This window comes from Kosakonia sp. N21, assembly GCF_050587465.1.
Taxonomy (GTDB): domain Bacteria; phylum Pseudomonadota; class Gammaproteobacteria; order Enterobacterales; family Enterobacteriaceae.
In genome coordinates this window covers 46,301-71,523 of sequence record NZ_JBOBHR010000007.1, presented here as the reverse complement: position 1 = coordinate 71,523, position 25,223 = coordinate 46,301, and the positions used below count along the sequence as shown (strand labels likewise).

Sequence of the window (25,223 nt, the reverse complement as noted above, 5' to 3'; positions counted from 1 at the left end):
TGAAAACACAGAGGCAGACACATGGAAGAAATGCACTTTGTTTATATCAATGGTAATGGTCGAATTGGTGCCCACTCTCTAATTAATATCAGTCGCAGCGAGCAACATATTCAGGGTATCTGCACACAAAGCCACTCTGTAAAAACTTATCGTCTGGATCGTATCCTTCAGGAATACGGCTCTGCAGATGAAGCAAATCGTTCCTGCGATTCCTTCACCCCAGACATCTATGCTCACCTCCTCACCAAAAGCAAAAGCTCTCTGCGGAAGCAAACTTTTGATATCTGTTTTACTGGCTTCAAAAAAGCAGATAAAGAGCGACTCATTATCATAGCGTCTGAGAATGCATTAACTGTCAGAGACTCGGTGACTAAAAATCTTCAAATACTGTGCTGCGGTTACAATGCAGGTCCGTCAAAAGTTAACGCAGCAAGAATGAAAGGGACGATCATTTTAGATGAACCGGGTTTTAACCATTTTATTGAAACCGGTGAGATACCTGACTTTTAAACAAGGTAAAAACTAACCCGCCATCGGCGGGTTAGTAAATTAATTGCCCCTGTGTTCCTTTTGGATGAGGCGGAGCCGCGCTGATTTTCTGCGGACGGCATACAGAGCGAACATAGGTTTCATGCGTGACGAAAGTATGCCCGCATTCAATATTCGTGCACTGGTTGTATCGTTCCTTGGTTTCGCTGGAAACCTGAAAGCTACTGCGGGTATGCGCGGCCTGCCCGCACAGTGGACAATTCATCATTATTTTCAGCCCTCACTCTTAACCAGTTCGCAATAATGATAGCTTGTTGTTCTCAATATGGAACTAATCATTCAATTTCGAACTCATCTATTTTCACTTCGAGATCCAGACTGGTCGTAAATCCACTGTCCGGGCTAACGGAGTGCGTCAGCGTGGTGATGGTCCACTCTGCATCATCAATCGGCTGCTTAAAGCCGCTCACCTTTACCGGCATTTCGGTGTAGAGATCTGCCCGTCCCTCTGCGAGCTGCACGGAGAAAGACGCCACCCCGCGCTGCAGACGTTCCCACTGCATTTTTGCAGCGCGCTCCGCATTGCTGCGGTTGGCGTAGGTACGACTTAAAACCAGCACATTCTCATCGGTGCCGACTAAATATTCCCCCTGCTTTGCTTCCGGCTCTTTTGCCACAGCGGTTTTCTTTCGCCGGCGCTTAACTTTGGTTGTCTCTTTTTTCTTCGGTTCGCGGGTATGCAGCCAACTGGCGATCACGCCGGTATACGCGCCGCGATCGGCAAGGGTAAACCGGTGACCATCACCGGCCTGCCGCGTTATGGTGATAACCGGCAGCGGTTTACCGCTGGCGTTTCTTCCCTGCCCCTGGCGGATAAAAAGCAGGTTGCCATTTTTTACGGAAGCAATCGCCCCAAACTGGCGCGCCAGCCGCATCAGGAAACTGCCATCGCTTTCATTGGTCTGGTCCAGGTGATCCAGCACTTTGTCCGCCAGGTCTTTACCCAGCGCCATGTTGAGGTTATGCCGGACAGCAATCTCTTTTACCACCTCTCCCACGGTTGTCTGGTGCCATGACTTTTCCCGGCGAATGTTCAGGGTTTCGCGGAAATCGGCACTGCGGGCGCGGATGGTCAGCTTGTCGGGTGCGCCGGTATGTTCAATCTCATCCACCGTGAATGCCCCTTTGGGAAAAAGCGGCTGTCCTTTCCATCCCAGCGACAAATTGATAACCGCGCCACGTCGCGGCAGAACGATTTGCCCGTCGGCATCATCCAGTTCCAGATCAAGCTGGTCTGCTTCAAAGCCCCGGTTATCTGTCAGTGTCAGGCCCATCAGGCGCGCATTCAGTAATTCCGTCACATCATTGCCCTCAACGGTGATGCTGAAAGCCGGTGTTTTGCTATAAAGGTCATAATTCACGTCAGTAACCCTCTCACCGAGTTTTTGATATCACCTATCGTCGACGCGGCGGTGTCCTGCAGATTACGAAGCTGATCGCCAAGGTTGCCAAACATTTCGGTCAGCGACTCATCGACGCGTTTCAGTGTCAGGGAAAACTCAATCCGCCGCGCTTCACCTCCGGCGAAAAACTCTGTTTTGGTCTGGCTCAGGTTCTCGATCACAAACATGCCGTAAATGGTGCCGCTGCCCTCAATCAAAGGCCATGCTTTACCCCGTTCTGCCATTTGCTCCAGCGCCAGCAATGACAGCCTGCCGCCGGTGATTTCAGGTAGCAGGACACCAGAAAGCGTCAGGGAGTCATTATCCGGGCCAAGAAATTGTGTCGACGGGCGGCGGTTCACCCGGCTGTTGGTCGCGTGACGCCAGTTGCGCTGATACTGCAATTCCTGATAGGGCACAGTACGCAGCATAAAAACGTATAACCCCAGCACCATCATCATGAATCGTATCCCCCCTGGTCACTGAAGTTGCTGCGTGCTTTCGCTCTGGTGCGACGTTCCCGTTCATCCAGTTGCCTTGCCACTTCGCGGGCAATGTCCTGCGGATTCTGCCCCGGCTGCGCATAGATGGTGATCGGCGCATGGGTTTCAAAATGCATCACTGGCGGCTGGCGGGTTGCCGGGTCAGACGGCGCACGGTATGCCGCAGCGGGCAGGCTCATCGGGTGGAGCGGCACGGCTTCTGTCGGTGCGGCTGCCGCCCCCATCATGCCGGCAACCACCGAAGCGAGCGCCGCCGTGCGCCTGCGGCTGGTCACATGCACCGGGCCGTTAACAATTTCCGGGCCATTCTCGCCGACAATGCCAAACTGACCGCGCGGAATGGCCCCGCCACTGTCATACATCCCGGCAAACGTAACCGCTGCCCCAGCAACACCGCCAGCTACCCGCACCTGCATTTTGCCTGGTGCTCCATTATTTCCAGTCATCCAGTCCGGAAGGTACTCCGTGACGGAAGCGAGTTTGTTTTTCAGCGCTTCCCATTTCGCATTGATGCCGTTCAGAATGCTGTCAATGATGGCGCTGCCCATCTCCTGGAATTTTGCCGGCAGCGCGGCAACATCGGCCAGAATCGCCGCCCACTTATCAGCGATGGACTGTCTGATACTGGTCCACGACTGCGTTACTCCGGCCTTGATGGCCTCCCAGTTTTTGGCAATCAGGCCCGGCAGGGTGTAATTGAAAAACAGGGATTTGATCCCCTCCCATGCCTTGCTGGCGGTCTGTTTAATCCATTCCCACGCCGCCGTGGTGGCAGCGCAAACGCCATCCCACATGGCTTTGAATTTCGGCCCCAGCGTGTCCCAGTTCTGCCAGATGTAAATAGCCGCCATGGCAATCAGACCAATCACCGCGAGGATCGGATTGGCGAACATCAGGCGGCCCAGCCACATGATCCCCTTACCCACGACGGCAAGAGCTTTGGTGATAAGACCAAACGCACCGCCGCCTTTAATACCCAGGATGGATAATTGCAGGCGCATCAGCGCCAGAGGGCCAAGCACAGCGGATACCGCCAGCATCACCGTCCCCAGCACAACCGCAATAGCTGCCAGCGCAGCCACACCTTTCAGGAGTGCCCCGGCAAGCTTCGGGTTTTCTTCGATCCAGCGGCGAAATGCGCCGGTGACTTGCTTCACGGTGCCCATGATCGCCATCAGCGGTTCGCGCAGGGTTTCGCCGAGACTGCTAAAGGTGTTTTCCGCCCCGGTCTTAAGCAGCAGCCACTGCGCGGACAACGAATCCTTATTGATACCGGATTCTTTTTGCATGGAACCATTGGCAGCATTACCGGACGTGAGCTGGAGCTGGCGTTGCAGTTCCGGCAGGTTGTTTGCCAGCTTCGCGGCGTCATCGCCATACTCTTTGCCGAAAAGCATGGTCATAACTGAGAGACGCTTATCCACCGGCAGCTTATTCACCTTTGCCAGAACGCGCTGTATAGTGCCGATGGCGTCCTTAGTCATCTGCTTTTCCAGCACTTCCGGCTTCATTTTCAGCAGATCCATCCCATCCATGAACCGGTCGCTCTGCATGGTCGCAATTGACAGCTCGCGCACCATTGCGTTAGCGGCGCTGGCTGCCACTTCCGGCGCTGCACCCAGCGTTAAAAACGTCGAACCAAGCGCGGCGGCTTTGCGGTAATCCAGACGGTCAGCCACACCGCCCATGCGCTGCAGAACATCGATAATGTCTGCCCCTTTTGACATGGCATTGTCGTCCAGGTAGTTCAGCGCATCGCCCAATTGCTCGATGTTGCGAGTCGGAACTTTATAAAGCTGGGCAATTTTCCCGAGGCTTTCGGAAAGCTCGTCCGCCGGAAGCTCAAACGCTGTGGAGGCTTTGGCAGCCGTAGCGGCAAACGTTAATAAATCGCGTTTTTGATCGGCCCAGGAATCATTGGGGTTCGCCACGTTCATGCGGGCACCACCTTCTACCAGCGCGGCAAAATCCACCGCACCGTTTTGCATGGGTAACTGTTCGCTGGCAGCTTTGATGGCATCCTGCATTTCATAGAACCGGGCCGTGCGGTTGCCGTTATCATCGCGCAGGCCATTAACCTGCTTTGCCACACCTTTCATCGCATCTTCCATGCTGGCATAGCTTTTCACTGCCGCCATGACTGGCGCGCCCATTGCCATTCCCGCAGCGGTGGTGGTGGCTCCCGCGCCGGCAATGCGATCCCTAACCTCAAGACGTCGGGAATAATCAGCGCGCGCGGCATTCATGCGCGCCTGCTGCTCACCCAACCGTTTCAGGGTTTTCTTCTGACGTTCCAGTGCCTGCTGAGTTTCGTCGGCTTTTTTCCTCAGATCTCGCTGGGCACGGCTTAACTGCTTAGTGTCGATACCGGATTCTTTAAGCGCTTTACGTTGTCTTTGTACTGAGCCCAGCAAACCGTTGTAGGTCTGCTGAAGTTCGTGCACTCGCGTTTTCGCCTGGGCAAATAATTTAGCCTGCGCTGCGGTTGGTCGATTTGTTGCAGCAAACTGCGTAGCAAGTTTTGCCGCCTCCTCTCGCGCGGTGTTGAGATTTATCGCAGTAATAGCAAGCTGTGATCGAGTTTTACGAAATTCATCAATGCGACCGGCCTGTTTATTCAGTTCTTTCAAACTGTTCCGGGTCGTTTGAAGCGCGCCTGTCAGCTTTTTTGTGCCGACCTGCGCGCTTTTGAATGGGCGGGTGAGTTTATCAACCGCATTAAGCACCACCTGCAGACGCAGGTTGTTATCACTCATCGCTGGCCCCGCTTCTCAGGATCGCTTTATGCCGCCACTCCAGCACCTCAGCCAGCGGCATAGCGTCAGTGACGGACGGCGACCAGTGGAAAATGGTGGCGATGTCTGCCACCAGGTCATCAACGGTCAGACTGTCGGCAAATCGGCAAGCACCGACTTCTTCAACAAAAAAGTGACCACCTCCACGGACATTGCGGTGAGGTCCGCCGGGTCCAGTTCTGCCATTTCCTGCGGGGTGAGTGTTGGAGTGGAGATACGCGGGATCACTGTCATCATGGCGCTCACATCCATATCCATGATGGCCTGCAGGCGAGTGCCGCGCAGCGCACCGGATTGCGGTTTGCGCAACACCACCTCAGTGATCTGATTTTTTCCGCGCTGAATGGGCGTATCCAGCACCACCGTTTTTTCGTTTGCTTTGTCACTCATGGTTATGTCCTTAAATCGGGAAACTATGCGCGGAAGCCCGCGCCGTTAAGCGTTATCAGAGGCCAAGGGCACTGCGGTGTGCTTCCATCAAATCCACACCGTTCACAATTTCAATCATGTTGATCAGGTCAACCTCGTACAGCACCTCACCATTGATGGTCAGTTTGGCGTAGCTGTTGGTGAAACTGACTTTGCTGGCGTTGCTCTCCCCCGTTTTCAGCTCGCCGGAATCAACCTCTTTGGGGCGTCCGCGCGTAACCAGCTCTACGGCCTGCACTTCGCCAGTATCATCGCGTTGAATGGAGGCGGTGAAACGCAGCTGCACGGCGTCAGCGGTCGGTTTACCCAGTTGTTTGAAGATCAGCGACTCCATTCCACCAATGGAAAACTCCGTATCCAGCGCGCCATCATCCAGCCCCATATCCACATCAACCGCGCCCGACATCCCGCCGCCGCGATACTTTTCAAATTTGCGGGTGAATTTCGGCAGCGTCAGCGACTCGACAATCCCCTGCCAGTTGTTCCCGTCGTTGAACAGGTTCAGGTGTTTTAACTTACGAGGTAAAGCCATGGTGTCCCCTTACGCGCTGGCCTGGCTGGAGAAGTCCAGCAGGTACTGATCGGTGATGCGCTGACGCAGCATGAGGTTTTCAAGCGGTGGCACCGGCGTGTAGTCGTAGTCGATAGTGAGCTTCCCGGCTTTCAGGGAGTCTTTATCGTTCACGGACTCATCCAGCCAGCAGTCTGCACCGATGATGTAACCCTGCGATTTCAGGCTGCGCAATTTGGCGCGGATACCTTCGATAATGTCGCGGGCCAGCGACGGGTTAAGCACGCCATCCACCGCCCACATGTGCGCTTCTGCGATGGTGTCAGCCAGTACCTGCGCCGTGCGGGTGTAGTTCTCAAAGGCAAACAGCGGATCATCACTGAGGCAGCGGGAACCCCAGAAGCGGAAACCGTCTTTGCGGATCAGCGTCGTGATGTCGTTCTGGTTCAGCAGTCCCGCATCGGTTGCCGGGTCCTGCAGATCCCAGAACACATCGGCGGAAATGCCGGTGACGCCGTTCACGCCTACGTTGGACAGGGTTTTGTGCCAGCCCGTCTGCTCGTCTATTTTGGCGCGCAGTCCGAGCGCACGGGCGGAGGCGTAAGCCGTCGCATCTGCATTCAGCACGGTGTCAAAATTGATGAAATCAGGCCAGATCAGCATCCCCTCGCGCTGACTGAAATTAGCGCGGTAGGCAATGGCTTCCTCCACGGTTTTGCAGCCGTAAGCGGAGAGATAGGCAAACCCGCGCAGGCTTTGCGCCACGCTCAGCAGTTCTGTGGCAACGGCCTGCGTATCATGCCCCGGAACGCCGAGAATGCGCGGCTTGACGTCAAGTTGCGACTGCGCCGAAAGCAGCGCTTTCATCCCCGTTTTTTTACCGTCAGCCGTTACTCCGCCGATAATGTTGGAGGTTGTTTCCGCTTCGGTTTCGCCCTGCGCCACGCGCACAACGACGGTGACGGGTTTTGCCTGGTCTGCAATCGCATCGAGCGAACGGGCCAGCGTGCCGGACTCCCCTGCCTTACCGCTGGCGGTCAGCACATCGGTGAGCAGTACCGGCGTATTGAGGGGAAACACGGACGCATCGGCATCATCGCCGGTGCAGACCATGCCCACGATGGCAGTGCTCACCGTGGTAATCGGTCGGGTGCCCTCGTTGATTTCAACAACGCGCACCCCGTGGTGGTAATCCTGAGCCATAAGGCAATCTCTCTGGTTTACTGGGATGTGCCTATGTTCTGGTTGATATACGCGCGGCGCACGCGGCGGGCTTTGTATGGCTGCTGGTACATTAATCCTAATCGACCTGGATAACAGAGAGCATTAGCTCTATTTCATCCTGCCGACGCGCAGGACGTCAGCCACAATTAGGTGCCTAACTGTTAACCCACCAATTAATCTGCAGTGCCGATATCGTGTTTATATATCAGAAAACTTATGGCATAAAATTTGAGGTAAGGTACGAATATTATATATTTCTTATAACGCTCATCAGAAACCCTCAGAATCCATTGCTTAAAATTGCATTCTCCTTCAAATTATATTATTTATTACACATACAAAAAGAAGCAGAAGCGCCATCATTAATATCACGGAGCATCAAAAGTGAAACGAATAAATATAAGTTTAATCATGGTTATTGCAATAGTCACACTAGGCATTATAATTACTGCCTTTTATTTTAAAGCTCAAAACCACATAGTTATATCAACACAAGAGAATCAAGCAGTAAAGTTTACTGACGAGATGGCAATATACGGAACTTTAGGTGACTATTTTGGCGGTGTATTAAATCCACTTTTAGGCTTCATTACATTTTCGGCGTTACTGTTCACAATCCACCTTCAACTCAAACAAAACAAAGAAAACGAAAAGCAATATTTCGAAAATAGATTTTATAATTTATTAAGTATTCACAACAATCTTATAGACAATCTGAGTTATAAAAGCAAAAAACAACGCGACGCCTTTTCTCAATTAATAGACACAATATTAATACTACCAACCAATAAAAACCCGATATCTAATGCAAAAACCAGCGATGGTTCCGCTGTAATAATTAGCCAGACAAAGAGAAGGTACCGCAATTTCAATAAACATCATAATGGTTACTTTGGACATTACTTTAGGAATTTATATAGGATATTAATAATTATTCATAATTCAAGCCTTAATGATGAGATAAAGCAGGACTACGCCAGAATAGTTCGGGCACAGTTATCAACCGATGAGCTCATTGTTCTCTATTTTAACTGTTTACCAGCAGTATGCGACAAAGGCGAATTTCGAAAACTTGTTATCAGATACAAACTACTCGAGCATTTATCAATCGAAAAAGACAAAACAAATATCGGAACCTTAAATAAAAATAATTATCGCAGACAGATATTCACCCTCGGACATAAAGTTAAAACAATCGGGAGAGAAGTTTCGACTTATATACCGAAAACAAAAAACGCCACTTTCGGTGCTTTCGGTAACAGTAGCTCAATTGCTCTGTCAGAACTTAAAGATGCGATAAAACCGGATTAAAAAATAACACCCCGCATTCGCAATTTAGAATATAGACACATGTGTGTCTATATTCTGGTTGATATGTGGAAGGTCCACATAGTGTGGCTGTGCAGGGAAATTGCATAATGCAAGAGTGCCCACCCGCAATTGCATATCGGAATTAATCTTCAACAGGTTCAGGCCAACTGATATTGGGGGCCAGCAATGTATCCACGCGCGTCAGCAATACACGGTATTTTCGCCAGGCATTATATTGACTTTTTTCTTCGTCTGTTGCCATACCAAGCTCTACAGCATCCTGCAAGGGTTCGATGTTTTCACTCGCGCTTTTGATAAGCGCAGCTTTAGTGGCATTTGCTTCCGCGATTACTGCCGCCTTGTGTGCTGCTTCATCAGTCTTCCAGCATTCGCCGTTCCACTTATCATAACGAGTTGATGGTGCGTAGATCGTCGTATCAACCGGATAATCACCCGGTGCAGTGATTTCAATGGTTTCTCCCGTTTTGACGTTCCAGACGGTTTCGCCGCGATGATCCGCCAGATATTCCCATCCGGTCAGTTGAGTGTTTCGGCAGACAACATAACTGTTTTTTGCAGCCAGAGGTTTGTCTGTGCAGGCATTGGCAGGGAGACTAACGCCCACCGGAAGATACTCGGTTGACTGCCCCAAATACTCACGTGTTAATCCATCATAATTAAAAATCAAAACATTCCCTGCTGCGACGGCAAAACCATTTTCTAATACTGCTGTCGGCATTATGCTGCCCTCACGATGTAGTTAAATGCAATATTGCGAGGACGGGTTTCAGATGCCACCCGCGCTGAATCAACACCCGCTGTCATTGCCCATATATCGTTATCAATTGAGAATATTGAGGAAACCGATCCCCGGTCGTTATCTCCGCCAGGATAAATTGTGTAGTACTTGTGCATATGGTCCTGAAGGGCATCCCCCTGCCACTGTCCCGGAGAACGTCCTGCATCAACGCCCCGACCATCATCCCATCCGCGGATGAATTCACCACGCAAATCAGGAAGTTTCAACTCAGGATACGCCTGTGCCAGTTTTGGATACTGTGCTGCTGTAAATGCCGCGCCATTGCACTTGAGCCATCCTTCAGGGACCGAGGCAAGTGGCCATGGGACCGGGACACCGACCGGAAGTGCCGAACCGGCACCCAGGCCGAGGTTGTTCAGGAATGCGGTAACGTCGGCAATATCTGAACCGTTGGAAGATTTATCCATTTTTCCCGCAAGTGCATTGGTCACGGTGGTTGCAAAGTTGGGATCGTTGCCCAAAGCTTTTGCCAGCTCATTCAGCGTGTCCAAGGCTGCCGAAGATGAACCAACCAGCGCGGCAATCGCTGCTTGTACAAAAGCGGTGCTGGCAATTTGCGTGGTGCTGTTTCCTGCCGCCGCAGTCGGTGCTTTTGGTGTGCCGGTGAATGTTGGACTTTCCTTGGGCGCATACTGTCGATGGGGATCAGCAGCAGCAAGATGTTTTGCCATCTGGTCATCCACATACAGCTTAATCTCCAGCACCTTGTCATCCACATACTTACGGGTCGCGAGCACCACGGATGGGTCAATTTTCAGGGTGACGTTATCGGTATTGCTGGTAATCAGTATCATCCGCACGGTCTGCGTGCGCCCGCTTCCTTCTGCCAGTTGCGGCTTGTAGCTCTCCGGGCAGTTGCCCACGGCGATCAACGCGTCGGTTTCATCGAATAGCCCAACCTCGCGAATCCACCAACCCCCTTCGGTTTCAGGAATCACCTGCTCTGCAATAATCTGGCTGCTGTTCTGCGGATCGATATACAGCATGTTCAACGCTGCCCGGCGCTTTTCGCCAATCAACGTTGTTTGTTGCGCATTGGGCGTTGGCAGCACGCCGCCGCCGTCCCCCACTGCCATCTGGGTAATTTTCAGCGGCACGCCGAGCGCGGCAGCACTTGCAAGTTTTGCCGCGCCGATCTCCGTCAGCAGGGTATAGAATTTTTGGCTCATGGATGCACTCTCATTGTGTCAGTAACATGGACCGCGCCACCCTCATAAGCAGTGCCGCCGCAAATAATGGTTTCATTGATATACGGATAGACGGTGATCTCTTCACCGCTATAGTTGGCTGCGCCCGTAAAATACGGCCCGCTGGTCTGCAGGTTTATGGACATTCCGGCAAGGTGACGGCTGCATGGTTTGGCGTCCCTGATCAGTCGCTCCAGCTCCAGCCAGGTTTCTTCCGTAATGCCCTGGTCCTGCACACCAATGTTCAGGCGAAATGTCCCCGGTGTCTCGCCGGTCTGCCACCACTCAATTATGCGGATCAGGAAGCCGAACGGCTCCACCACGCGCCGCACGGCGCTGGTTGTGCCTTTGTGCTGATGGATATAGAAAGCATCCTGCACCACCCGGCGTTTGACGCTTTCCGTCCAGCTTTCGTCCCAGCGGTCAACAGAAAACGCCCATGCCAGATATGGCAGGAAGCTGACCGGACACGTTGCCGGGTTCCACAGGTCACGTAGCGGCACCTGCAAATCGGTAATTCCGCTGCAGCTCTGCGCCAGTCGGCGCTCAAGCGACGATGAACCGGGCGGCAGCAGGCTATTCATCCGTGCCCCCGTTGGTAACGCGCCATTCCGTACAGGATGCCGCCTGCGTCTTGTCCAGCTCCACGTCATTCAGTGGCGACGCCAGCTCCACGCGCTGCACACCTTCAACATGCAGCGCGGCATAAATGGCGCTGCGCCGGATATCGCGTCCCAGCCGCGTCTGGCTGGCGATATACTTCTGCAGGCTGGCTTTTGCCGCCGCCATCACCGGCTCAGCTTCCGGCCCCGGATAAAGAAAGATCGTCGCATCCACGCTATAAGGGATGATTTCGGCACTGCGCACCGTCAGGCGGTCTGCCACCGGGCGCACGTTCTCGCTGTTAAGCGCCTGCTCAACCAACGCCAGCAGGTGATTCTCTGCCGTGCCGTCACCCTCACGGCTCAGCACGGTAAGTACCACCTCAGCCGGTGCCGGGCTGGTTGCACTGGCATCCGCCACTCGCCCGTCAGCACTTTTAGCATGAAACTCATAGGCCGCCGTGGGACCAGCCACGGACAGCCCCTCAAACGCAGAGGGAACGCGCAGGCGTAAAGCCTCGTCGCTTTCCATCACCGCGGCAACCGGCGGCACGGCGTTGTTGTCAGCAGGTGTTACCGTCAGGCGTTTGACGTTGTAGTTGCCAGCCAGTTGATCGAGATCGCCGCCGATGGCATACGCCACCATGACCGCCTGCGCGGCCTCGTTGATACGCTGGCGCAGCAGGATTTCGCGGTAGGTGCTTTCCTGCAGCAACTTGGTGACGGGTTCAGATTCAAGCGCCAGCGTGCGCCGAACGGCAGCCTGTTCCTCTGCAGGATAAAGCGCAATGAATGTCACCTTGCGTTCAGCCAACAGCGTCTCAAAATCCGGTATATCCACAATCTGCGGCGCGGGGAGTTGGGAAAGGTCAATGACTGGCATTGTCTGCTCCGGTGGATACGGAAAAGGAAACAGGCGCGCCACTATTACGTTTACCGGTAAGCTCTACCAGCATGGTGCCGTCAAAGTCGCTGTTGATAGTGATGGAATCCAGCGTAAGCCGTGGCTCCCAGCGGGTCAGCGCCACATAGACTGCAGACATGATCTGCAGACGCAGCGCCGGATTCTGCGGCTGGTCAATCAGCGCGGAGAGCAAGGAACCGTATTCCCGGCGGGCAAGCCGGCTGCCCTGTGGCGTCAGCAGAATATCCCGCACCGACTGGCGCAGATGCGCCGTGTCAGTCATTGTCTGCCCGTCATTCCGACTCATGCCAATATAGAGTCTCATACCGGGCCTCCCGATATATCACCGCCCGCTTTCACTTTTATGTGGGCGTGATTATCCACGACGATCCCGTTGGAACTCATGGCGCCACCGCCCTGGGTGACGCCACCATTGATCACCACCTCGCTGTTAATGCGCGTGGTATTGGCCTCCACCACGAACTCGCCAGTTTTCAGGGTGATATTGTCCGCAGCTTCAATCACCATGGATTTAATGCCTTTGACGAACCAGCGCCCGGTGGCGGGTTCATATTCAAACCAACCCCCGTCCGGGTATTCCGTCACGCAACCATCCACGGAATCCGACGGCGGTGCAAATTGATTGGAATAAATCGCGGGCAGTGCAAAGGCAGTTTCCAGATTGCCGCCCATGCTCAACACCACCACCTGTTCATCCGGCGACGGACACCACCAAGTCCGCGCACCGCCGGCGCGCAGCGTCAGCCAGTTAATCCAGTTGGTTTCGAGTTCGCCTACCTTCACCCGGCACAGCCAGTTTTCCCGATCTACTTCGGTCACGGTGCCGGTGCGGATCAGATTGGTGATAAGGCGCATAATTTCTGTTAGTTGCGCATTCATCTGGTTATGATTACATGCAATTGACAGAATTTGCATGAGTACCAAATTGTACCATTCACAGTACAATTTGATTGCAAGCAACAGTCATTTTGATACTTAAAAAGGATAAGAGGAGCAAAGTAGCAATTCAATCTTTCTTCTTTAAAACCTACTAAAAGTCAAATTGTTTCGATTCCATTAATTCCTGCAAAGACAACTGCAATTTTTGCATTCGTGTAATTTGACCTTTGGCAGCACAAGCAATTGCTAACTTCAATAGCCTTTGACACGTCAATTTATAGTTTTCAGCATTGCGTTCTATATTAGCTATTCCCGACAACTCACACTCTCTAATTAAATTTTCTGCTCCATTATGATTTGGCGCTCCATCAACAATACGATATACCCAACCCTTCTCTATTGAGATATTTTCATGGTAGTCGTCAAAATATGGATGCAACCATCTAAACACACCAATACCAGGCACTAGATACTGCGCGCGCTGAATATTAATATCTCCCATTTGCTTCGTACTTTTAACAAAGTTGCATGAGTGACATGCTATAGATAAATTCATAGGATGAAAGGCCCATTTTTTATAATACCATTTGGATTTATCCAGAAAGTGCTCAATATCTTCAGTACTGTTCCTGCGCTCCTCTTTTATTATTCTACGACAAAAAACACAACGCCCACATTGCTGCTCTCGTAGAGATAATCTTATATTATTCTTTAGAGCGGATAACTTTGGATCAGACCAAAGAATTGTTCCAGAAAGAAATTCAGCTATCAACAATCTAGCTTCCCTTCTGTTTATAAAAACCCTATGCACCGGACTTAGTTTCCCTGGACCCAAGCTCATAGTTTCCTCTCCAGATAAAAATCCATAAGTGTCTCATAAGCATCATAAAGTGGGTCATCCTTATTTAAGGATATTTTCATTCCAAATAATCGCTCCATATCCTGCAAGAAAGAACCACCTTCTTTATTCAAACTAAATGAAGTCAAGCACTTTTGCATAGCAATCTGAAATTCTTCAGATCTTGGCGAGATCACCCCAAACTGTTCCTTTAACACTGAATCAGCGTTATTACCAGCATAATATGAAGCTTTCCATATGTGCTCACCAGGCAAATTCAACGTAAACGTATTATTATTTGTCACACATGAAACAACCAATGGGGAATGAGTTGCAATTATTACAGTTGATTCAGGTGATAAAATATCAACAATATACTTAATTGTTGATATTATTTTCTCCTGCCATTTCGGGTGCATTGAGTTCTCTGGTTCGTCAAATAAAATGAGGGTTCGTTCTCTCAAACTAAACACAAGTGACAATATTGTTATTATAAAACTTCGTTCACCAGAACTCAGATCTCGTATGCCATATGATTTTTCATCAGAAAGCTTAACGAAATTTATATTTAATAAGAACAAATCATCATTAACAATGCTTTGCCTTGTTATGTTAGTCAGTTGTGACGACGACTCAGATAAATTTACAGTTACATCCTCGTTGTTGATTATGGAGCGTCCATTCTCCAATTTAGACTTTTCATTTCTAAACTTACATTCCACAGTAGAACTAAACCCAAGCTCATTTAATAATTTACCTGCCAACTCAAAAGAACCTGGATTTATTCCAAACCCACAATAGCATTTCATTATAACCCGAAAAGGCGAGAGGTCTGAGAAAACGTTATTATTCACCCTACCGCCAAAATAAGAATAAACCTTATCGTATTTCTCACTTTTATAATCTTTCTTTCTTAATGGCCTAGGGAATTTTTCATAAACAGTACCAGTCAGACAGATTAATTTATCATACTCACTACCACTTGAAATCAAATCATTTAAAACTGAATTAGCTAGAACTGTCAAAAACCTTGTTTTACCGGACCCATTATCCCCGGTAATAAAATTAAAGGTTCCAGCGGCGGGCACATCAATTATTTGATTAGTCGCTAACACTTGACACCTAAACAGTCAAAGAAAAACAACAATATAACTTTCAGCACTCATTGTTTCAATAAAAAACTCAATAAAACCGCTTCTACCTCAAACTCAGAATTGAATCCGAGTAAATTTCGCTTAGGGTAATTAATACTCTTCATTGAATTATTAACTTTCTCACGTAAGCCGTAATGATGGACACGGGCAATGCGCTGCACCTGTCCTGCAAACTGCACGCTAGCTGAATCCGCGCTGGCGGCAGTTTTCAGGTATTTAGCTGTGCGCAGCTTTGCAAACATCTGGCGCTTGATGCGCCCTTTTTTGGTTCTGGCAGTTACCCGGCGAGGTTCATAAGCGGTGCCGTCCGGGTTGCGCTGCAGGCGGATATTATTTTGCTGATTCCGGCGTAATTCCTGCGCCAGCTCGCGCATCATACGTTTACGCGCTGCCGGTTCCAGATTCGCCAGCAGTGCTGCCAGCCAGTCATCCACCTTATGCAGATTATCCACGTTTCACCGTCCAACTTTCTTCGGGTTCGTCAGGTTCTGGCTCTGTTTCAACTGTAGAAATCCCGCCGTCGGCACTGACCAGCACGCGCTCGGTAAGCTGCAGGTTAAGGCTGATATCGCAAATATCATTGCGCAAAATATCGATCTCAAAAGTGAACAACTTTTCGCGCAGCTCCGGGTTGTTAATGGCGTCCGGCTGGTTGGTACGAAGCCACAGCAGGACTGGAGCCATCAGCAGATTCTGGTCACCGCTGAAATCTTCGATCACCACGTTCAGGGTGTAGCGGTATTCCCATGACATGGAGCTGGCACCGGTTGTTACCAGTGATCCGTTATCCACAAAAAGATGCAGCTTGTCCGGGTTGTTCTGGATGTAAGGCACCGCTTTATTCAGGGCGTGGCGTAAAGACTGCGGCTTGTTCACTGTTTCGCTCCTGACACGCAATTATGGTGTCCACTTTGTCGGCACAGCGCACCCAGGCGGTCTCCGTTTCATCCAGCAGCGCATTCAGATCGCCATTATTGCGCGGCGCTGACCTTTCCAGTCGGCACTGCGTTACTCTCGGACAGCCACTCACGGTAAGCTGCACCTCCGGCGAGGGCCGGACGTTCGCGCAGCCGGATAATGTCAGCAGGCAAAGGAGTGTCAGCCCAGCGGCGTAAATCTTCGTTTTCACGTTTCAACTCCTCGATGCGGTGCTGGCGACTTCGCAGCAGCGTGGTGGTCTGTTCCGCTGCTGCATAAAGCCGCGCCTGCTCCCGGCTGTTGGCTTCGGTCAGAATGGACAGGCCGATCAGTTGGCTGTTTTTCTTCGCCAGCTCCTGCGCCTGGCTTGCCAGTATCGCGCCCTGCGTCTCGATGGTGTGACTGGCGTTATTGAGCCGCCACGACTGCCAGCCCAGCGCCGCCAGCAACGCCGCGATGATTACCAAAGTGCGCATCACGTGCTGGCGCCCTGCAGGCACCAGGCCATTTCCCGCGAGCGGCGATTTTCCAGCCCCTGATTAAACACACCGTTGACGTACACCCAGCGCGGTAACTGCCGGCACGCATCAGTCCAACGCTTTTGGTTCAGCAATTTAACCAACGTGGAGCGGCAGGCGCTGCCGGTGCCGACGTTGAAACTAAACGACACCACCGCGTCATAAACCTTTTGCGGCATTGGCTGCGCCACACACTTTGCAAACCGTCGCTCCACGCGCAGCACGTTGGCGATAAGCCCCTGCGCCGCCTGCCGTTCCGTGATGGTTTTACCGGGCACCACGCCGGACGTGTTGCCAATACCGTCGGTCCATACGCCCGCGCTGCACTGATAAGGCTGTAGCCGGCATCCTTCGTAATCGGCAATCAGTTTCAGCCCTTCCACAGAGGTGTGAAGTCGCTGAAAACCGGGCAATGTGGCGGCGATAGCCAGCACCGTACCGACAAGGCAGCGCTTAGCGATTGAAGGATTCATAGTCCTCCCGCGTGATTTGCCCGCCGCGCAGCAGCAGGTATGTCTTGTGTTTGTAGTACCAGTTGATCGCCAGCATCAGCACACCAATCAGGACACCGCCGACCGTAGAGGCATCTTTGAGCGACAGATCGCCCAGCCACGCGAGCACCACGGCGATGCAGTACGTGGTAAAGGCACTTATTCTTTCAAGCGTCATTATTCAGTCCCATAGCTGGACGGTCTGCGCCGTGGTGGCTGCCGTAATGTCCGGCAGCTCCACCTGCAGCCCGTGCGGTAAAAGTGGGCCATACTCTGCCAGCCCTGGATTGGCCTGCAGCACCTGCTCCGTAACGCCCTGCGTGCGCCCGTAATGCCGCCAGCAGAGCGCATCCACCGTGTCATATTGGTACGCACGCACTTTCATCAGATAAGCTCCACCGTACAATGCGCAGCATCCTGCACCCGGCTGATTGCCCAGCGGGCATCACGCCACAGATCACCGCTGGCCTCCGCCAGTTCCTCCCCGCGCTTAACACCGGACGCTGTGGCGTCATAATCCTGGTAACGCTCATTGAGCACGGCGCGCGCCCAGCAATAAACGGCGTTGTGGTAGTGCCGGATTCGCTCGTTTTTGCCGTCGAGGATTTCCGCCGGAACCTCAGCCAGCGAACGATAGCCCAGCATCTGCTGGCGGTGGCGAAAGTCGTACAGCTCTGCGTTAACCTCTGAAATTGCCGTCAGCACCACCTGCTTTAAACGTGGCTGCGTCACCGTGCCGTCAGTGCGCATCACACTGCGAAACTCCGACAGGTCCACATCAGGCCAGAACGGCGTATTTTTGATGACCTCCGCCTGTTCCGGTGCCTGTTCGGGCGCAACAAACTTCATGCGGGTTTCTCCTGAATAAGTGGGCGGTGGACGGGGTTTGGATGTGGCAATGCCTTTCGCCACCCCGTGCCGCCCGTGCGCGGGGCACATTCGTTAGCGGTCGTTGCGCAGTCTGCGCTCCAGTTGCTGTTTTTCTTTTTTCACACCACAGCGAGGATCAAGCTGCAGCGCATGGGTGATGTGATTCAGAGCCGATGCCGGGTTGCTTTCACTCAGTACCAATCCGATGGCTTTATGCAGGCGCGCCCGCGACTGGTCCGGCATATCGAAATCCGTTGTCAGATCCAGCGCCTGCAGGAGCAGACTGGCATCAAAAGCGGTAGCAGCAAGCAGCGCGCTTTGCGCGGCGTCTGCCATTTCCTCTGCAAGAACGGTTTGCACATTGCGATTGCCCAGCGGCATCACCCAGCCATGGCGCAGCGCATGGTGCCCGATCTCCAGCGCGCCGGCATAATCGCCGGCATCGATACGCCACAGCATCACAAACATCAGCACGTCGTCCTGCTGCGCGCCGTCGGCAGCCAGCACGCCATCAGCCCAGGCAGCATATTTCGGTAGCAGCTCCACCTTGATTTCCGCCTTTTTCACCGTGGACTGGATGCCCTTGAGGCGGCGGCGGTCCTCTGCCAGTTGCAGCAGCATCAGGTCATAACCCGTTGCGTGGCGAACGCTGCCGCCCTCACGGGCGGCCTGCTCTGCCTGAATACGCAGGCGGTGCTGCCGTGCCGGACTCAGGCTCATGCGTTACTCTCCGGCTTCTGTTTCAGGGGTTTCTGACGAGGCCATAGACGCGCTGAAATCACCGATTTCGATGTTTTCAACCAGCGCCGCGCAGCGGTAATCCTCAACCACATACGCCTCGTTAACCGATTCGAAGTTTTCAATCCGGTCACGTTTCGGGTTGTCGATAACAGAGCGGCGGCGGGTGTCTTCCTGCCAGTAGATGGAGAGGTTATCCAGGCGGGTGATCAGCAAAGCGTTAGCCGGGAAGTAAGGCGCACGTACGGCCTGCAGGCCGCCCATACGTTTCTGGCTGATGATCAGATCGGCTGCCAGCTTCTCGCTGTTTTCCTGCTCTTTGTTGACCAACGGGAAATATTTGTCGGACAGCAGCTCGCGCCCGCAGATAACAACCAGATCGTCATCATCCTGATAAACGGCGTCGATCAGCTCGTTGACCGCATCCATCACCACGGCGTCCAGGTTGGCATAGTCGCCGCCCTTACCTACCTTGACCGCGCCTTTGGTGGTGATACCGTCTTTGGTTGCGCTGCCCATTACGTGATCGGGTGCGTCTTCGCGGATTTTCTGCAGCCAGCCCTTGTTAACGTCCTGCAACAATGGGTTGTCAGCACGGCTGGAGGTTTTGGCGCGCTTCTCGCCGTTGAAGCCGATCATGATGCGGTCCAGCGCCTGACGCTTAACGATGGCGTCGCGGATACGCACCTGAAAGTCCTGGAACTTGGCCCACAGATCCAGCTTGGCGTAGGTCAGCACCGTATCAAAGTTGGTCTGCTCGCATTTATATTCCGCGTCCTCCATCAACGTCGGATCGGTCGGCTCACGTTCTTTGGTGGTGGTGTCGGTGGTTCCGGCAATCGTGCTGCCCACACCCAGCCCCAGCAACTGACCGGACTGCTCCGCAACCGGCGTGATGTTAATCAGCGTCAGGAATGCAGCGGATTGCTGGATCTGGTCTTCCAGCGTCTGCTGCACGGATGGCTCCACGGTAAATTTGCTGGAGAGTTCTTTCACCTCCACACCGTTCAGGCGCGCCAGTTGCTGCAGATAGGCATTGAAGGCAAAGCGGGTTTTCTTTTTCATCGGGTTTTATGCTCCATCAGCAATTGGTCAGTGTGCCTGCCGGCGCGTCACCGCCCGGCGCACGCTGGCGGTAATCTTTGCGGCTGTCTTCCAGGCTCAGCTTCTGCTCAAGCTCAGCAAAGGCTGTCTGCTGTTCCTGCAGGGAGGACTCCAGCGAGGAAAGCCGCTTGTCCTGGTCGGTCAGGGATTTGTCCGTGCGTTCACTCAGGTTCTGCTGTTCGGTGGCGACCAGCTCAACGGCTTTATGCACATCGGAGAAACGCGCGTCATCGGTCTGCTCTTTTTTGGTGAACAGCGCGGTGACGCGGGCAAAGAGCGAGGGTTTGTCGTCCAGAAATTCCAGCTCGATCACCGTTTCTTCTGCAGCGGTAAACAGGTTTTCCGGCTTCTGTTTGCGGTTAGCCAGCGGGTTATGCGTGGCGCTGGCGCTGAATGCCAGCATTTCAGTGCCGAGGCTCGCCGGATCGTCAGTAGCCGCCAAGCCAACAAGGTAGGCTTTGCCGGTGTCGGCAAATTTCGGGCTGACCTCCATGGAGGTGAAAAGCTTCTGGCCTTTCTTCACCAGCGCTACGAGGGAGTCCGTCGGCTCGACATCGGCATAAAGCGCTATTTTTCCTGCCAGCGGGCCGTCCTGGATCTCTTCGGCAACCAGCGCCGTCACTTTGCCGTAGCGGTTAAAGGCACTGTCCGGGGAGTAAGATTTGATGTGCTCAAGGTTAATCAGCGCGGTGTAGACCGTCGGGTTATAGCTGGCAGCCATCTGTTCCAACCATTCGCGCTGGATTTCGCGCCCGTCGGTGGTGGCACCTTCCACCCCGATACGGAAACGCTTTGCTTTCACTGTCATGAGCCGTGCTCCGTTAAATAACTTACTGGAGCCTTATGGTTGCGGTGATGGTGGAGTGAAACAACGCGCGGCGCTTGTACCCTCCGCTATACAAAACGAAGCCGGGGAAAGCCGTGATTCAAGGCCGTAACCTTGTGCCATGAACACCACACTGACACCCGCAGACCTCGATCCCCGCCGGCAGGCCATGCTGCTCTATTTTCAGGGATACCGTGTCGCCCGCATTGCTGAAATGCTGGGTGAGAAAGTTGCAACCGTTCATAGCTGGAAGAAACGCGATAAGTGGGGCAGCTATGGGCCGCTGGATCAGATGCAGCTCACCACCGCCGCGCGTTACTGCCAGCTCATCATGAAGGAGCAAAAAGAAGGGAAAGACTTCAAGGAGATTGACCTGCTGGCGCGCCAGTCGGAACGCCACGCCCGGATCGGCAAATTCAATGATGGCGGTAACGAAGCGGATTTAAACCCGAAAGTGGCGAACCGTAACAAAGGCCCGCGCCGGCAGCCGGAAAAGAATGTCTTTACCGACGCGCAGATCGAGAAGCTGCAGGACGTTTTTCACAACACCATGTTCGACTATCAGCGCCACTGGTTCGACGCAGGCAACCGCCACCGTATCCGTAACCTGCTTAAATCGCGCCAGATCGGGGCGACCTTCTTTTTTGCCCGTGAGGCGCTGATTGACGCCATCACCACCGGGCGCAACCAGATTTTCCTTTCTGCCAGTAAAGCGCAGGCGCACGTCTTTAAGCAGTACATCATCGACTTTGCCAAAGAGGTTGAGGTGGAGCTGAAAGGCGACCCGATGACGCTCAGCAATGGCGCGTGCCTGTACTTCCTGGGCACCAACGCCCGCACGGCGCAGAGCTACCATGGCAATCTGTACCTTGATGAATATTTCTGGATACCGAAATTCCAGGAGCTACGCAAAGTCGCCTCCGGGATGGCCATTCATAAAAAATGGCGTCAAACCTACTTTTCCACGCCGTCCAGCCTGACTCACAGCGCCTATCCATTCTGGTCCGGCGCGCTGTTCAACCGGGGCCGCGCCAGAGCGGACAAAGTGGACATTGACCTGACCCACAGCAATCTGGCACCCGGCCTGCTCTGCCCGGACGGGCAGTATCGGCAGATCGTCACCGTAGAGGACGCGGTGCGCGGCGGCTGTAACCTGTTCGACCTCGACCAGTTGCGCATGGAGTACAGCCCGGACGAATACCAGAACCTGCTGATGTGCGAATTTATTGACGATCTGGCGTCGGTGTTCCCACTCAGCGAGCTGCAGGCATGCATGGTGGATAGCTGGGAAGTCTGGTCCGATTTTCAGGCACTGGCGCTGCGCCCGTTTGGCTGGCGCGAAGTCTGGATCGGTTATGACCCGGCGAAAGGTACGCAGAACGGCGACAGTGCCGGGTGCGTGGTGGTGGCCCCACCGGCGGTTCCGGGCGGTAAATTCCGCATTCTTGAGCGCCACCAGTGGCGCGGGATGGACTTCCGCGCCCAGGCGGATGCCATCAAGAAACTGACGCAGCAGTATAACGTGACCTATATCGGCATTGACTCCACCGGCGTCGGTCACGGTGTTTACGAGAACGTGAAAGCGTTCTTTCCCGCCGTGCGGGAGTTTGTCTACAACCCCAATGTCAAAAACGCCCTGGTGCTCAAGGCCTACGACATAATCAGCCACCGCCGTCTGGAGTTCGACGCCGGGCACACCGACATTGCGCAATCGTTTATGGCTATCCGCCGCGCCACCACCGCCAGCGGCAACCGCCCTACTTACGAAGCCAACCGAAGCGAAGAAGCCAGCCACGCCGATTTGGCCTGGGCAACGATGCACGCGCTGTTTAACGAACCGCTGCAGGGCGAATCCGCCAATACCAGTAATATTGTGGAGATTTTTTGATGAGTGAACACGACGCCCTCACCAGCACTGCGCCAACGGATACGGTTGAGCAGCCTGCCAATACCATTTCTGCAGAGGCGTTCAGCTTTGGTGACCCTATCCCGGTGCTGGACCGCCGCGAACTGCTGGACTATGTGGAATGCGTGCAAATGGATCGCTGGTATGAGCCGCCGGTGAGCTTTGACGGATTAGCGCGAACCTACCGCGCAGCTGTGCATCACAGTTCATCAATTGCCGTTAAGCGCAACATTCTGACCAGCACGTTTATCCCGCATCCACTGCTTAGCCAGCAGGCGTTCAGCCGTTTTGTGCAGGACTATCTGGTGTTTGGTAACGCTTATCTGGAGAAGCGCACCAACCGGCTTGGAGGCATCCTTTCGCTGGAGCCATCGCTGGCGAAATACACCCGCCGCGGGATCGATCTCGATACATACTGGTTTGTGCAATACGGCATGACTACGCAGCCTTATGAGTTCACCAAAGGCAGTATCTTTCACCTGATGGAGCCGGATTTAAACCAGGAGATTTACGGCCTGCCGGAATACCTCTCTGCCATCCCGTCAGCTCTGCTTAACGAGTCCGCCACGCTGTTCCGCCGCAAGTATTACATCAACGGCAGCCATGCGGGTTTTATCATGTATATGACCGACGCGGCGCAGAATCAGGAAGATGTGAACAACATCCGCCAGGCGATGAAAAGCGCCAAGGGGCCGGGCAACTTCCGCAACCTGTTTATGTACTCGCCCAACGGCAAAAAGGACGGGATTCAGATCATCCCGCTGTCTGAGGTGGCGGCAAAGGATGAGTTTCTGAATATCAAGAACGTCAGCCGCGATGACATGATGGCTGCTCACCGCGTACCACCGCAGATGATGGGGATAATGCCGAATAATGTTGGGGGATTTGGGGATGTGGAGAAGGCGAGTAAAGTATTTGTAATAAACGAATTAGAACCATTACAGAAACGAATTGAAGAAATTAATAATTGGCTGGGTGAGATTATAATCCGTTTCGATAAATACTCACTCACAAAATAACTCACCCACCCTTATATAACAAACAGAGAATTCTGTTTGTTATATTTTCCCTGTCATAGCTTTTGTTGCAAGTTCAATCAAATCAGCTTCTCTGATGTCAATAAATTCACCATACGACTTATCACCTTTTCGCAAGACTTGATTTATTAAAGCCGCATCAAATATTAAATCTCTCTCAGCCTCGTGTATTTTTGGGAAGTACACTTTCGGATCATTATCAGAAATAGCATTATTATCCTGAGCCGTAAGAAACGCAATATTGGCTATTATATTTGATTCATGAAAAGCGAATCCTTGTTTAGATAAATATGCCTTAGGATAAATATGATGAAATTGGCGTGCATTATAGGCTGCCAACGCAGTTTCCAAATCAACTGTTTTACCTGTTATAAAACTCCGAGGCCCAAGTTGTGATAAAAGACAAATTGATGCTTTTGCAGCAGAAGAGTTAATACGCCATGTTTTTTTAAAAAAACCAGTTTCTATTTTAGGCATTGGTTGAACATAAGCATCTGGAGAATTAATAATACCGTCCATAGAAAGAATATCTTCCATTACATATGTATTGGTTCCTGCTTTATATCTCTGTGAAAACGCACAACACCAAAACCATCGTTTAATAGAGCTATATTGAAATCCAGTCGGTCGTGCTACTTTTGCAAAAAAGTATGTAATTGGAACTAACATTATAGGAAAAGGAAGAAATATAGAGTTTTTAATTTTCAAATCTTTTGCCAAAAAATCTACGGCATTGTTGACTCCACCTTTTAAATCTTGCATCGCTGATAATAATATTTCTGGATCAACATCAATTAATGTATCAGAATCTATTTTCTTATTTATTATCGCGGTAAGGCAGCGCATCAAAAGAACTTCATCAATTTGTTCATAACCAACAGATGAAAGATATTCTTTTAAAGAGTCCATTTCTGAACGTAAGTTAAAATCTTCTGACCATGTCCATGCAGTTAAAAGTTCAATAGTGCTTAAACTTGTGCCTGAAGAGTTAATCCTTTGGAAAATTCTGCAAACCTCTTGATTACTTCTTTCCTTAATAGTTACTATAGGAAACTCATAGTCTTTAAATTTATCAACAAGATTAGCAATTCTATCTTGCTCATTTGGAGAAAAACGCCTTAACTCTGGAAGGAGTTTTGCCGTATCTAGTATGTTGCTCAGTGGAATACTTGCCGTGTCAGCAGGTAATGTTTGATAATTATAAAAAGCATCCAAGGCAGGAACATAATGTATATTGAATCTAACAGCTAAATCTTTATTTTCTGTTTTTCTATCAGCATTGAACACACCAAATAATGTAGTCAAACGTTGCTGACCATCAAGAACATAATTAACTGGATAATCTTCTTTCACCTCAGGAAGATAGAAACCACCAACATTCCTTTCAAATTTTAGTGGTATTTTGGTGGACCATAATAGGAGTGAACCAACAGGATACCCGCTATAAATTGAATCAATCAAGCCTAATATTTGTTCATCGGACCAAACAAATTCACGCTGAAAAGCAGGGATTTTAATATTACCACGTGTTACATCATCTAACAGAGAAGCAAGTCTCTGGTTACCTGAATCTATCTTTTTCTTAGTAATTGCACTGGATTCCATTGCTGTGCCTCTTTGATTTACGTTCATTCATTTTTATAAATTAAGCTAACATTAGAAAATGCTCTTATTAGCTATGCCCATTCATCCTAGTACTTTCAATA

At 51.8% G+C, this 25,223-nt stretch carries 32 protein-coding genes; 4 read left to right on the top strand and 28 right to left on the bottom strand.

Going from position 1 to position 25,223, the window contains the following annotated elements:
- Nucleotides 1-21 precede the first annotated feature (21 nt).
- Nucleotides 22-510 (top strand): BRCT domain-containing protein, encoded by a 489-nt coding sequence (locus ACQ3G7_RS17520; protein ID WP_430890758.1) that lies wholly within the window; start codon nt 22-24, stop codon nt 508-510.
- Between the two features lie 31 nt (nt 511-541).
- Here ACQ3G7_RS17520 and ACQ3G7_RS17515 read toward each other — a convergent pair whose 3' ends face one another.
- The 8 genes from ACQ3G7_RS17515 to ACQ3G7_RS17480 form a co-directional block, all read right to left on the bottom strand.
- A complete protein-coding gene (locus ACQ3G7_RS17515; RefSeq protein WP_430890757.1) occupies nt 542-757 on the bottom strand; it encodes an ogr/Delta-like zinc finger family protein in 216 nt (71 codons plus the stop codon).
- Between the two features lie 67 nt (nt 758-824).
- Nucleotides 825-1,910 (bottom strand): phage late control D family protein, encoded by a 1,086-nt coding sequence (locus ACQ3G7_RS17510; protein WP_430890756.1) that lies wholly within the window; start codon nt 1,908-1,910, stop codon nt 825-827.
- Entirely contained in the window at nt 1,907-2,392 is a 486-nt protein-coding gene (locus ACQ3G7_RS17505; protein WP_430890755.1) for a phage tail protein, read from the bottom strand. Before ACQ3G7_RS17505 ends, ACQ3G7_RS17510 begins: the two co-directional genes overlap by 4 nt.
- Nucleotides 2,389-5,190, bottom strand: a complete 2,802-nt coding sequence (locus ACQ3G7_RS17500; RefSeq protein ID WP_430890754.1) for a phage tail tape measure protein — start codon at nt 5,188-5,190, stop codon at nt 2,389-2,391. Before ACQ3G7_RS17500 ends, ACQ3G7_RS17505 begins: the two co-directional genes overlap by 4 nt.
- Nucleotides 5,183-5,302, bottom strand: a complete 120-nt coding sequence (locus tag ACQ3G7_RS17495) for a GpE family phage tail protein (protein ID WP_017456121.1) — start codon at nt 5,300-5,302, stop codon at nt 5,183-5,185. Before ACQ3G7_RS17495 ends, ACQ3G7_RS17500 begins: the two co-directional genes overlap by 8 nt.
- 14 nt (nt 5,303-5,316) lie before the next feature.
- Nucleotides 5,317-5,619 (bottom strand): phage tail assembly protein, encoded by a 303-nt coding sequence (locus tag ACQ3G7_RS17490; RefSeq protein WP_017456120.1) that lies wholly within the window; start codon nt 5,617-5,619, stop codon nt 5,317-5,319.
- A gap of 55 nt (nt 5,620-5,674) precedes the next feature.
- Nucleotides 5,675-6,190 carry a phage major tail tube protein gene (locus ACQ3G7_RS17485; protein WP_430890753.1) on the bottom strand — a complete coding sequence of 172 codons (516 nt, stop codon included), beginning with the start codon at nt 6,188-6,190 and terminating at the stop codon, nt 5,675-5,677.
- 9 nt (nt 6,191-6,199) lie between these two features.
- Nucleotides 6,200-7,372, bottom strand: a complete 1,173-nt coding sequence (locus ACQ3G7_RS17480) for a phage tail sheath protein (RefSeq protein WP_430890752.1) — start codon at nt 7,370-7,372, stop codon at nt 6,200-6,202.
- A 405-nt stretch (nt 7,373-7,777) separates the two neighbouring features.
- Between ACQ3G7_RS17480 and ACQ3G7_RS17475 the strand changes: the two genes are divergently transcribed.
- On the top strand, nt 7,778-8,704 hold the full coding sequence (locus ACQ3G7_RS17475) for a putative phage abortive infection protein (protein ID WP_430890751.1): 927 nt from the start codon (nt 7,778-7,780) through the stop codon (nt 8,702-8,704).
- Between the two features lie 142 nt (nt 8,705-8,846).
- Here the strand turns inward: ACQ3G7_RS17475 and ACQ3G7_RS17470 are convergent, their stop codons facing one another.
- The 19 genes from ACQ3G7_RS17470 to ACQ3G7_RS17380 form a co-directional block, all read right to left on the bottom strand.
- Nucleotides 8,847-9,443, bottom strand: a complete 597-nt coding sequence (locus ACQ3G7_RS17470; RefSeq protein WP_430890750.1) for a tail fiber assembly protein — start codon at nt 9,441-9,443, stop codon at nt 8,847-8,849.
- Complete coding sequence (locus tag ACQ3G7_RS17465) at nt 9,443-10,693, bottom strand: phage tail-collar fiber domain-containing protein (protein WP_430890749.1); 1,251 nt, start codon at nt 10,691-10,693, stop codon at nt 9,443-9,445. The genes ACQ3G7_RS17470 and ACQ3G7_RS17465 overlap by 1 nt, the downstream gene beginning before the upstream one ends.
- The gene (locus tag ACQ3G7_RS17460; RefSeq protein ID WP_430890748.1) at nt 10,690-11,295 is read right to left on the bottom strand and encodes a phage tail protein I; all 606 of its coding nucleotides are present in this window, start codon (nt 11,293-11,295) and stop codon (nt 10,690-10,692) included. The genes ACQ3G7_RS17465 and ACQ3G7_RS17460 overlap by 4 nt, the downstream gene beginning before the upstream one ends.
- Entirely contained in the window at nt 11,288-12,196 is a 909-nt protein-coding gene (locus ACQ3G7_RS17455; RefSeq protein ID WP_430890747.1) for a baseplate assembly protein, read from the bottom strand. Before ACQ3G7_RS17455 ends, ACQ3G7_RS17460 begins: the two co-directional genes overlap by 8 nt.
- Entirely contained in the window at nt 12,183-12,542 is a 360-nt protein-coding gene (locus tag ACQ3G7_RS17450) for a GPW/gp25 family protein (RefSeq protein WP_430890746.1), read from the bottom strand. Before ACQ3G7_RS17450 ends, ACQ3G7_RS17455 begins: the two co-directional genes overlap by 14 nt.
- Nucleotides 12,539-13,117, bottom strand: a complete 579-nt coding sequence (locus ACQ3G7_RS17445; RefSeq protein ID WP_430890745.1) for a phage baseplate assembly protein V — start codon at nt 13,115-13,117, stop codon at nt 12,539-12,541. The genes ACQ3G7_RS17450 and ACQ3G7_RS17445 overlap by 4 nt, the downstream gene beginning before the upstream one ends.
- Nucleotides 13,118-13,268: 151 nt before the next feature.
- A complete protein-coding gene (locus ACQ3G7_RS17440; RefSeq protein WP_430890744.1) occupies nt 13,269-13,958 on the bottom strand; it encodes an HNH endonuclease family protein in 690 nt (229 codons plus the stop codon).
- Nucleotides 13,955-15,070 (bottom strand): AAA family ATPase, encoded by a 1,116-nt coding sequence (locus ACQ3G7_RS17435; RefSeq protein WP_430890743.1) that lies wholly within the window; start codon nt 15,068-15,070, stop codon nt 13,955-13,957. Before ACQ3G7_RS17435 ends, ACQ3G7_RS17440 begins: the two co-directional genes overlap by 4 nt.
- A gap of 47 nt (nt 15,071-15,117) precedes the next feature.
- A complete protein-coding gene (locus ACQ3G7_RS17430) occupies nt 15,118-15,561 on the bottom strand; it encodes a phage virion morphogenesis protein (RefSeq protein ID WP_430890742.1) in 444 nt (147 codons plus the stop codon).
- A complete protein-coding gene (locus ACQ3G7_RS17425; protein WP_430890741.1) occupies nt 15,554-15,985 on the bottom strand; it encodes a phage tail protein in 432 nt (143 codons plus the stop codon). The genes ACQ3G7_RS17430 and ACQ3G7_RS17425 overlap by 8 nt, the downstream gene beginning before the upstream one ends.
- Nucleotides 15,948-16,196 carry an Rz1-like lysis system protein LysC gene (gene lysC, locus ACQ3G7_RS17420; protein WP_430891006.1) on the bottom strand — a complete coding sequence of 83 codons (249 nt, stop codon included), beginning with the start codon at nt 16,194-16,196 and terminating at the stop codon, nt 15,948-15,950. Before lysC ends, ACQ3G7_RS17425 begins: the two co-directional genes overlap by 38 nt.
- On the bottom strand, nt 16,081-16,503 hold the full coding sequence (lysB, locus tag ACQ3G7_RS17415; RefSeq protein ID WP_430890740.1) for an Rz-like lysis system protein LysB: 423 nt from the start codon (nt 16,501-16,503) through the stop codon (nt 16,081-16,083). The genes lysC and lysB overlap by 116 nt, the downstream gene beginning before the upstream one ends.
- Nucleotides 16,503-17,018 (bottom strand): lysozyme, encoded by a 516-nt coding sequence (locus ACQ3G7_RS17410; RefSeq protein ID WP_430890739.1) that lies wholly within the window; start codon nt 17,016-17,018, stop codon nt 16,503-16,505. Before ACQ3G7_RS17410 ends, lysB begins: the two co-directional genes overlap by 1 nt.
- Entirely contained in the window at nt 16,999-17,214 is a 216-nt protein-coding gene (locus tag ACQ3G7_RS17405; RefSeq protein ID WP_430890738.1) for an HP1 family phage holin, read from the bottom strand. The genes ACQ3G7_RS17410 and ACQ3G7_RS17405 overlap by 20 nt, the downstream gene beginning before the upstream one ends.
- Before the next feature lie 3 nt (nt 17,215-17,217).
- The gene (locus ACQ3G7_RS17400; RefSeq protein WP_430890737.1) at nt 17,218-17,421 is read right to left on the bottom strand and encodes a tail protein X; all 204 of its coding nucleotides are present in this window, start codon (nt 17,419-17,421) and stop codon (nt 17,218-17,220) included.
- Nucleotides 17,421-17,885: a head completion/stabilization protein gene (locus ACQ3G7_RS17395; protein WP_430890736.1), complete on the bottom strand. Its 465-nt coding sequence runs from the start codon at nt 17,883-17,885 to the stop codon at nt 17,421-17,423. Before ACQ3G7_RS17395 ends, ACQ3G7_RS17400 begins: the two co-directional genes overlap by 1 nt.
- Before the next feature lie 93 nt (nt 17,886-17,978).
- On the bottom strand, nt 17,979-18,626 hold the full coding sequence (locus ACQ3G7_RS17390) for a phage terminase small subunit (RefSeq protein WP_430890735.1): 648 nt from the start codon (nt 18,624-18,626) through the stop codon (nt 17,979-17,981).
- Between the two features lie 3 nt (nt 18,627-18,629).
- Entirely contained in the window at nt 18,630-19,709 is a 1,080-nt protein-coding gene (locus ACQ3G7_RS17385; protein ID WP_430890734.1) for a phage major capsid protein, P2 family, read from the bottom strand.
- A gap of 16 nt (nt 19,710-19,725) precedes the next feature.
- On the bottom strand, nt 19,726-20,556 hold the full coding sequence (locus tag ACQ3G7_RS17380; RefSeq protein ID WP_430890733.1) for a GPO family capsid scaffolding protein: 831 nt from the start codon (nt 20,554-20,556) through the stop codon (nt 19,726-19,728).
- A 139-nt stretch (nt 20,557-20,695) separates the two neighbouring features.
- On the opposite strand from ACQ3G7_RS17380, the gene ACQ3G7_RS17375 reads away from it, so the two are divergent.
- Both ACQ3G7_RS17375 and ACQ3G7_RS17370 read left to right on the top strand, forming a co-directional pair.
- Nucleotides 20,696-22,462 (top strand): terminase ATPase subunit family protein, encoded by a 1,767-nt coding sequence (locus ACQ3G7_RS17375; protein WP_430890732.1) that lies wholly within the window; start codon nt 20,696-20,698, stop codon nt 22,460-22,462.
- Complete coding sequence (locus ACQ3G7_RS17370; protein ID WP_430890731.1) at nt 22,462-23,499, top strand: phage portal protein; 1,038 nt, start codon at nt 22,462-22,464, stop codon at nt 23,497-23,499. The genes ACQ3G7_RS17375 and ACQ3G7_RS17370 overlap by 1 nt, the downstream gene beginning before the upstream one ends.
- 39 nt (nt 23,500-23,538) lie before the next feature.
- Here the strand turns inward: ACQ3G7_RS17370 and ACQ3G7_RS17365 are convergent, their stop codons facing one another.
- Nucleotides 23,539-25,122 carry a GmrSD restriction endonuclease domain-containing protein gene (locus ACQ3G7_RS17365; protein WP_430890730.1) on the bottom strand — a complete coding sequence of 528 codons (1,584 nt, stop codon included), beginning with the start codon at nt 25,120-25,122 and terminating at the stop codon, nt 23,539-23,541.
- Nucleotides 25,123-25,223: the final 101 nt, after the last annotated feature.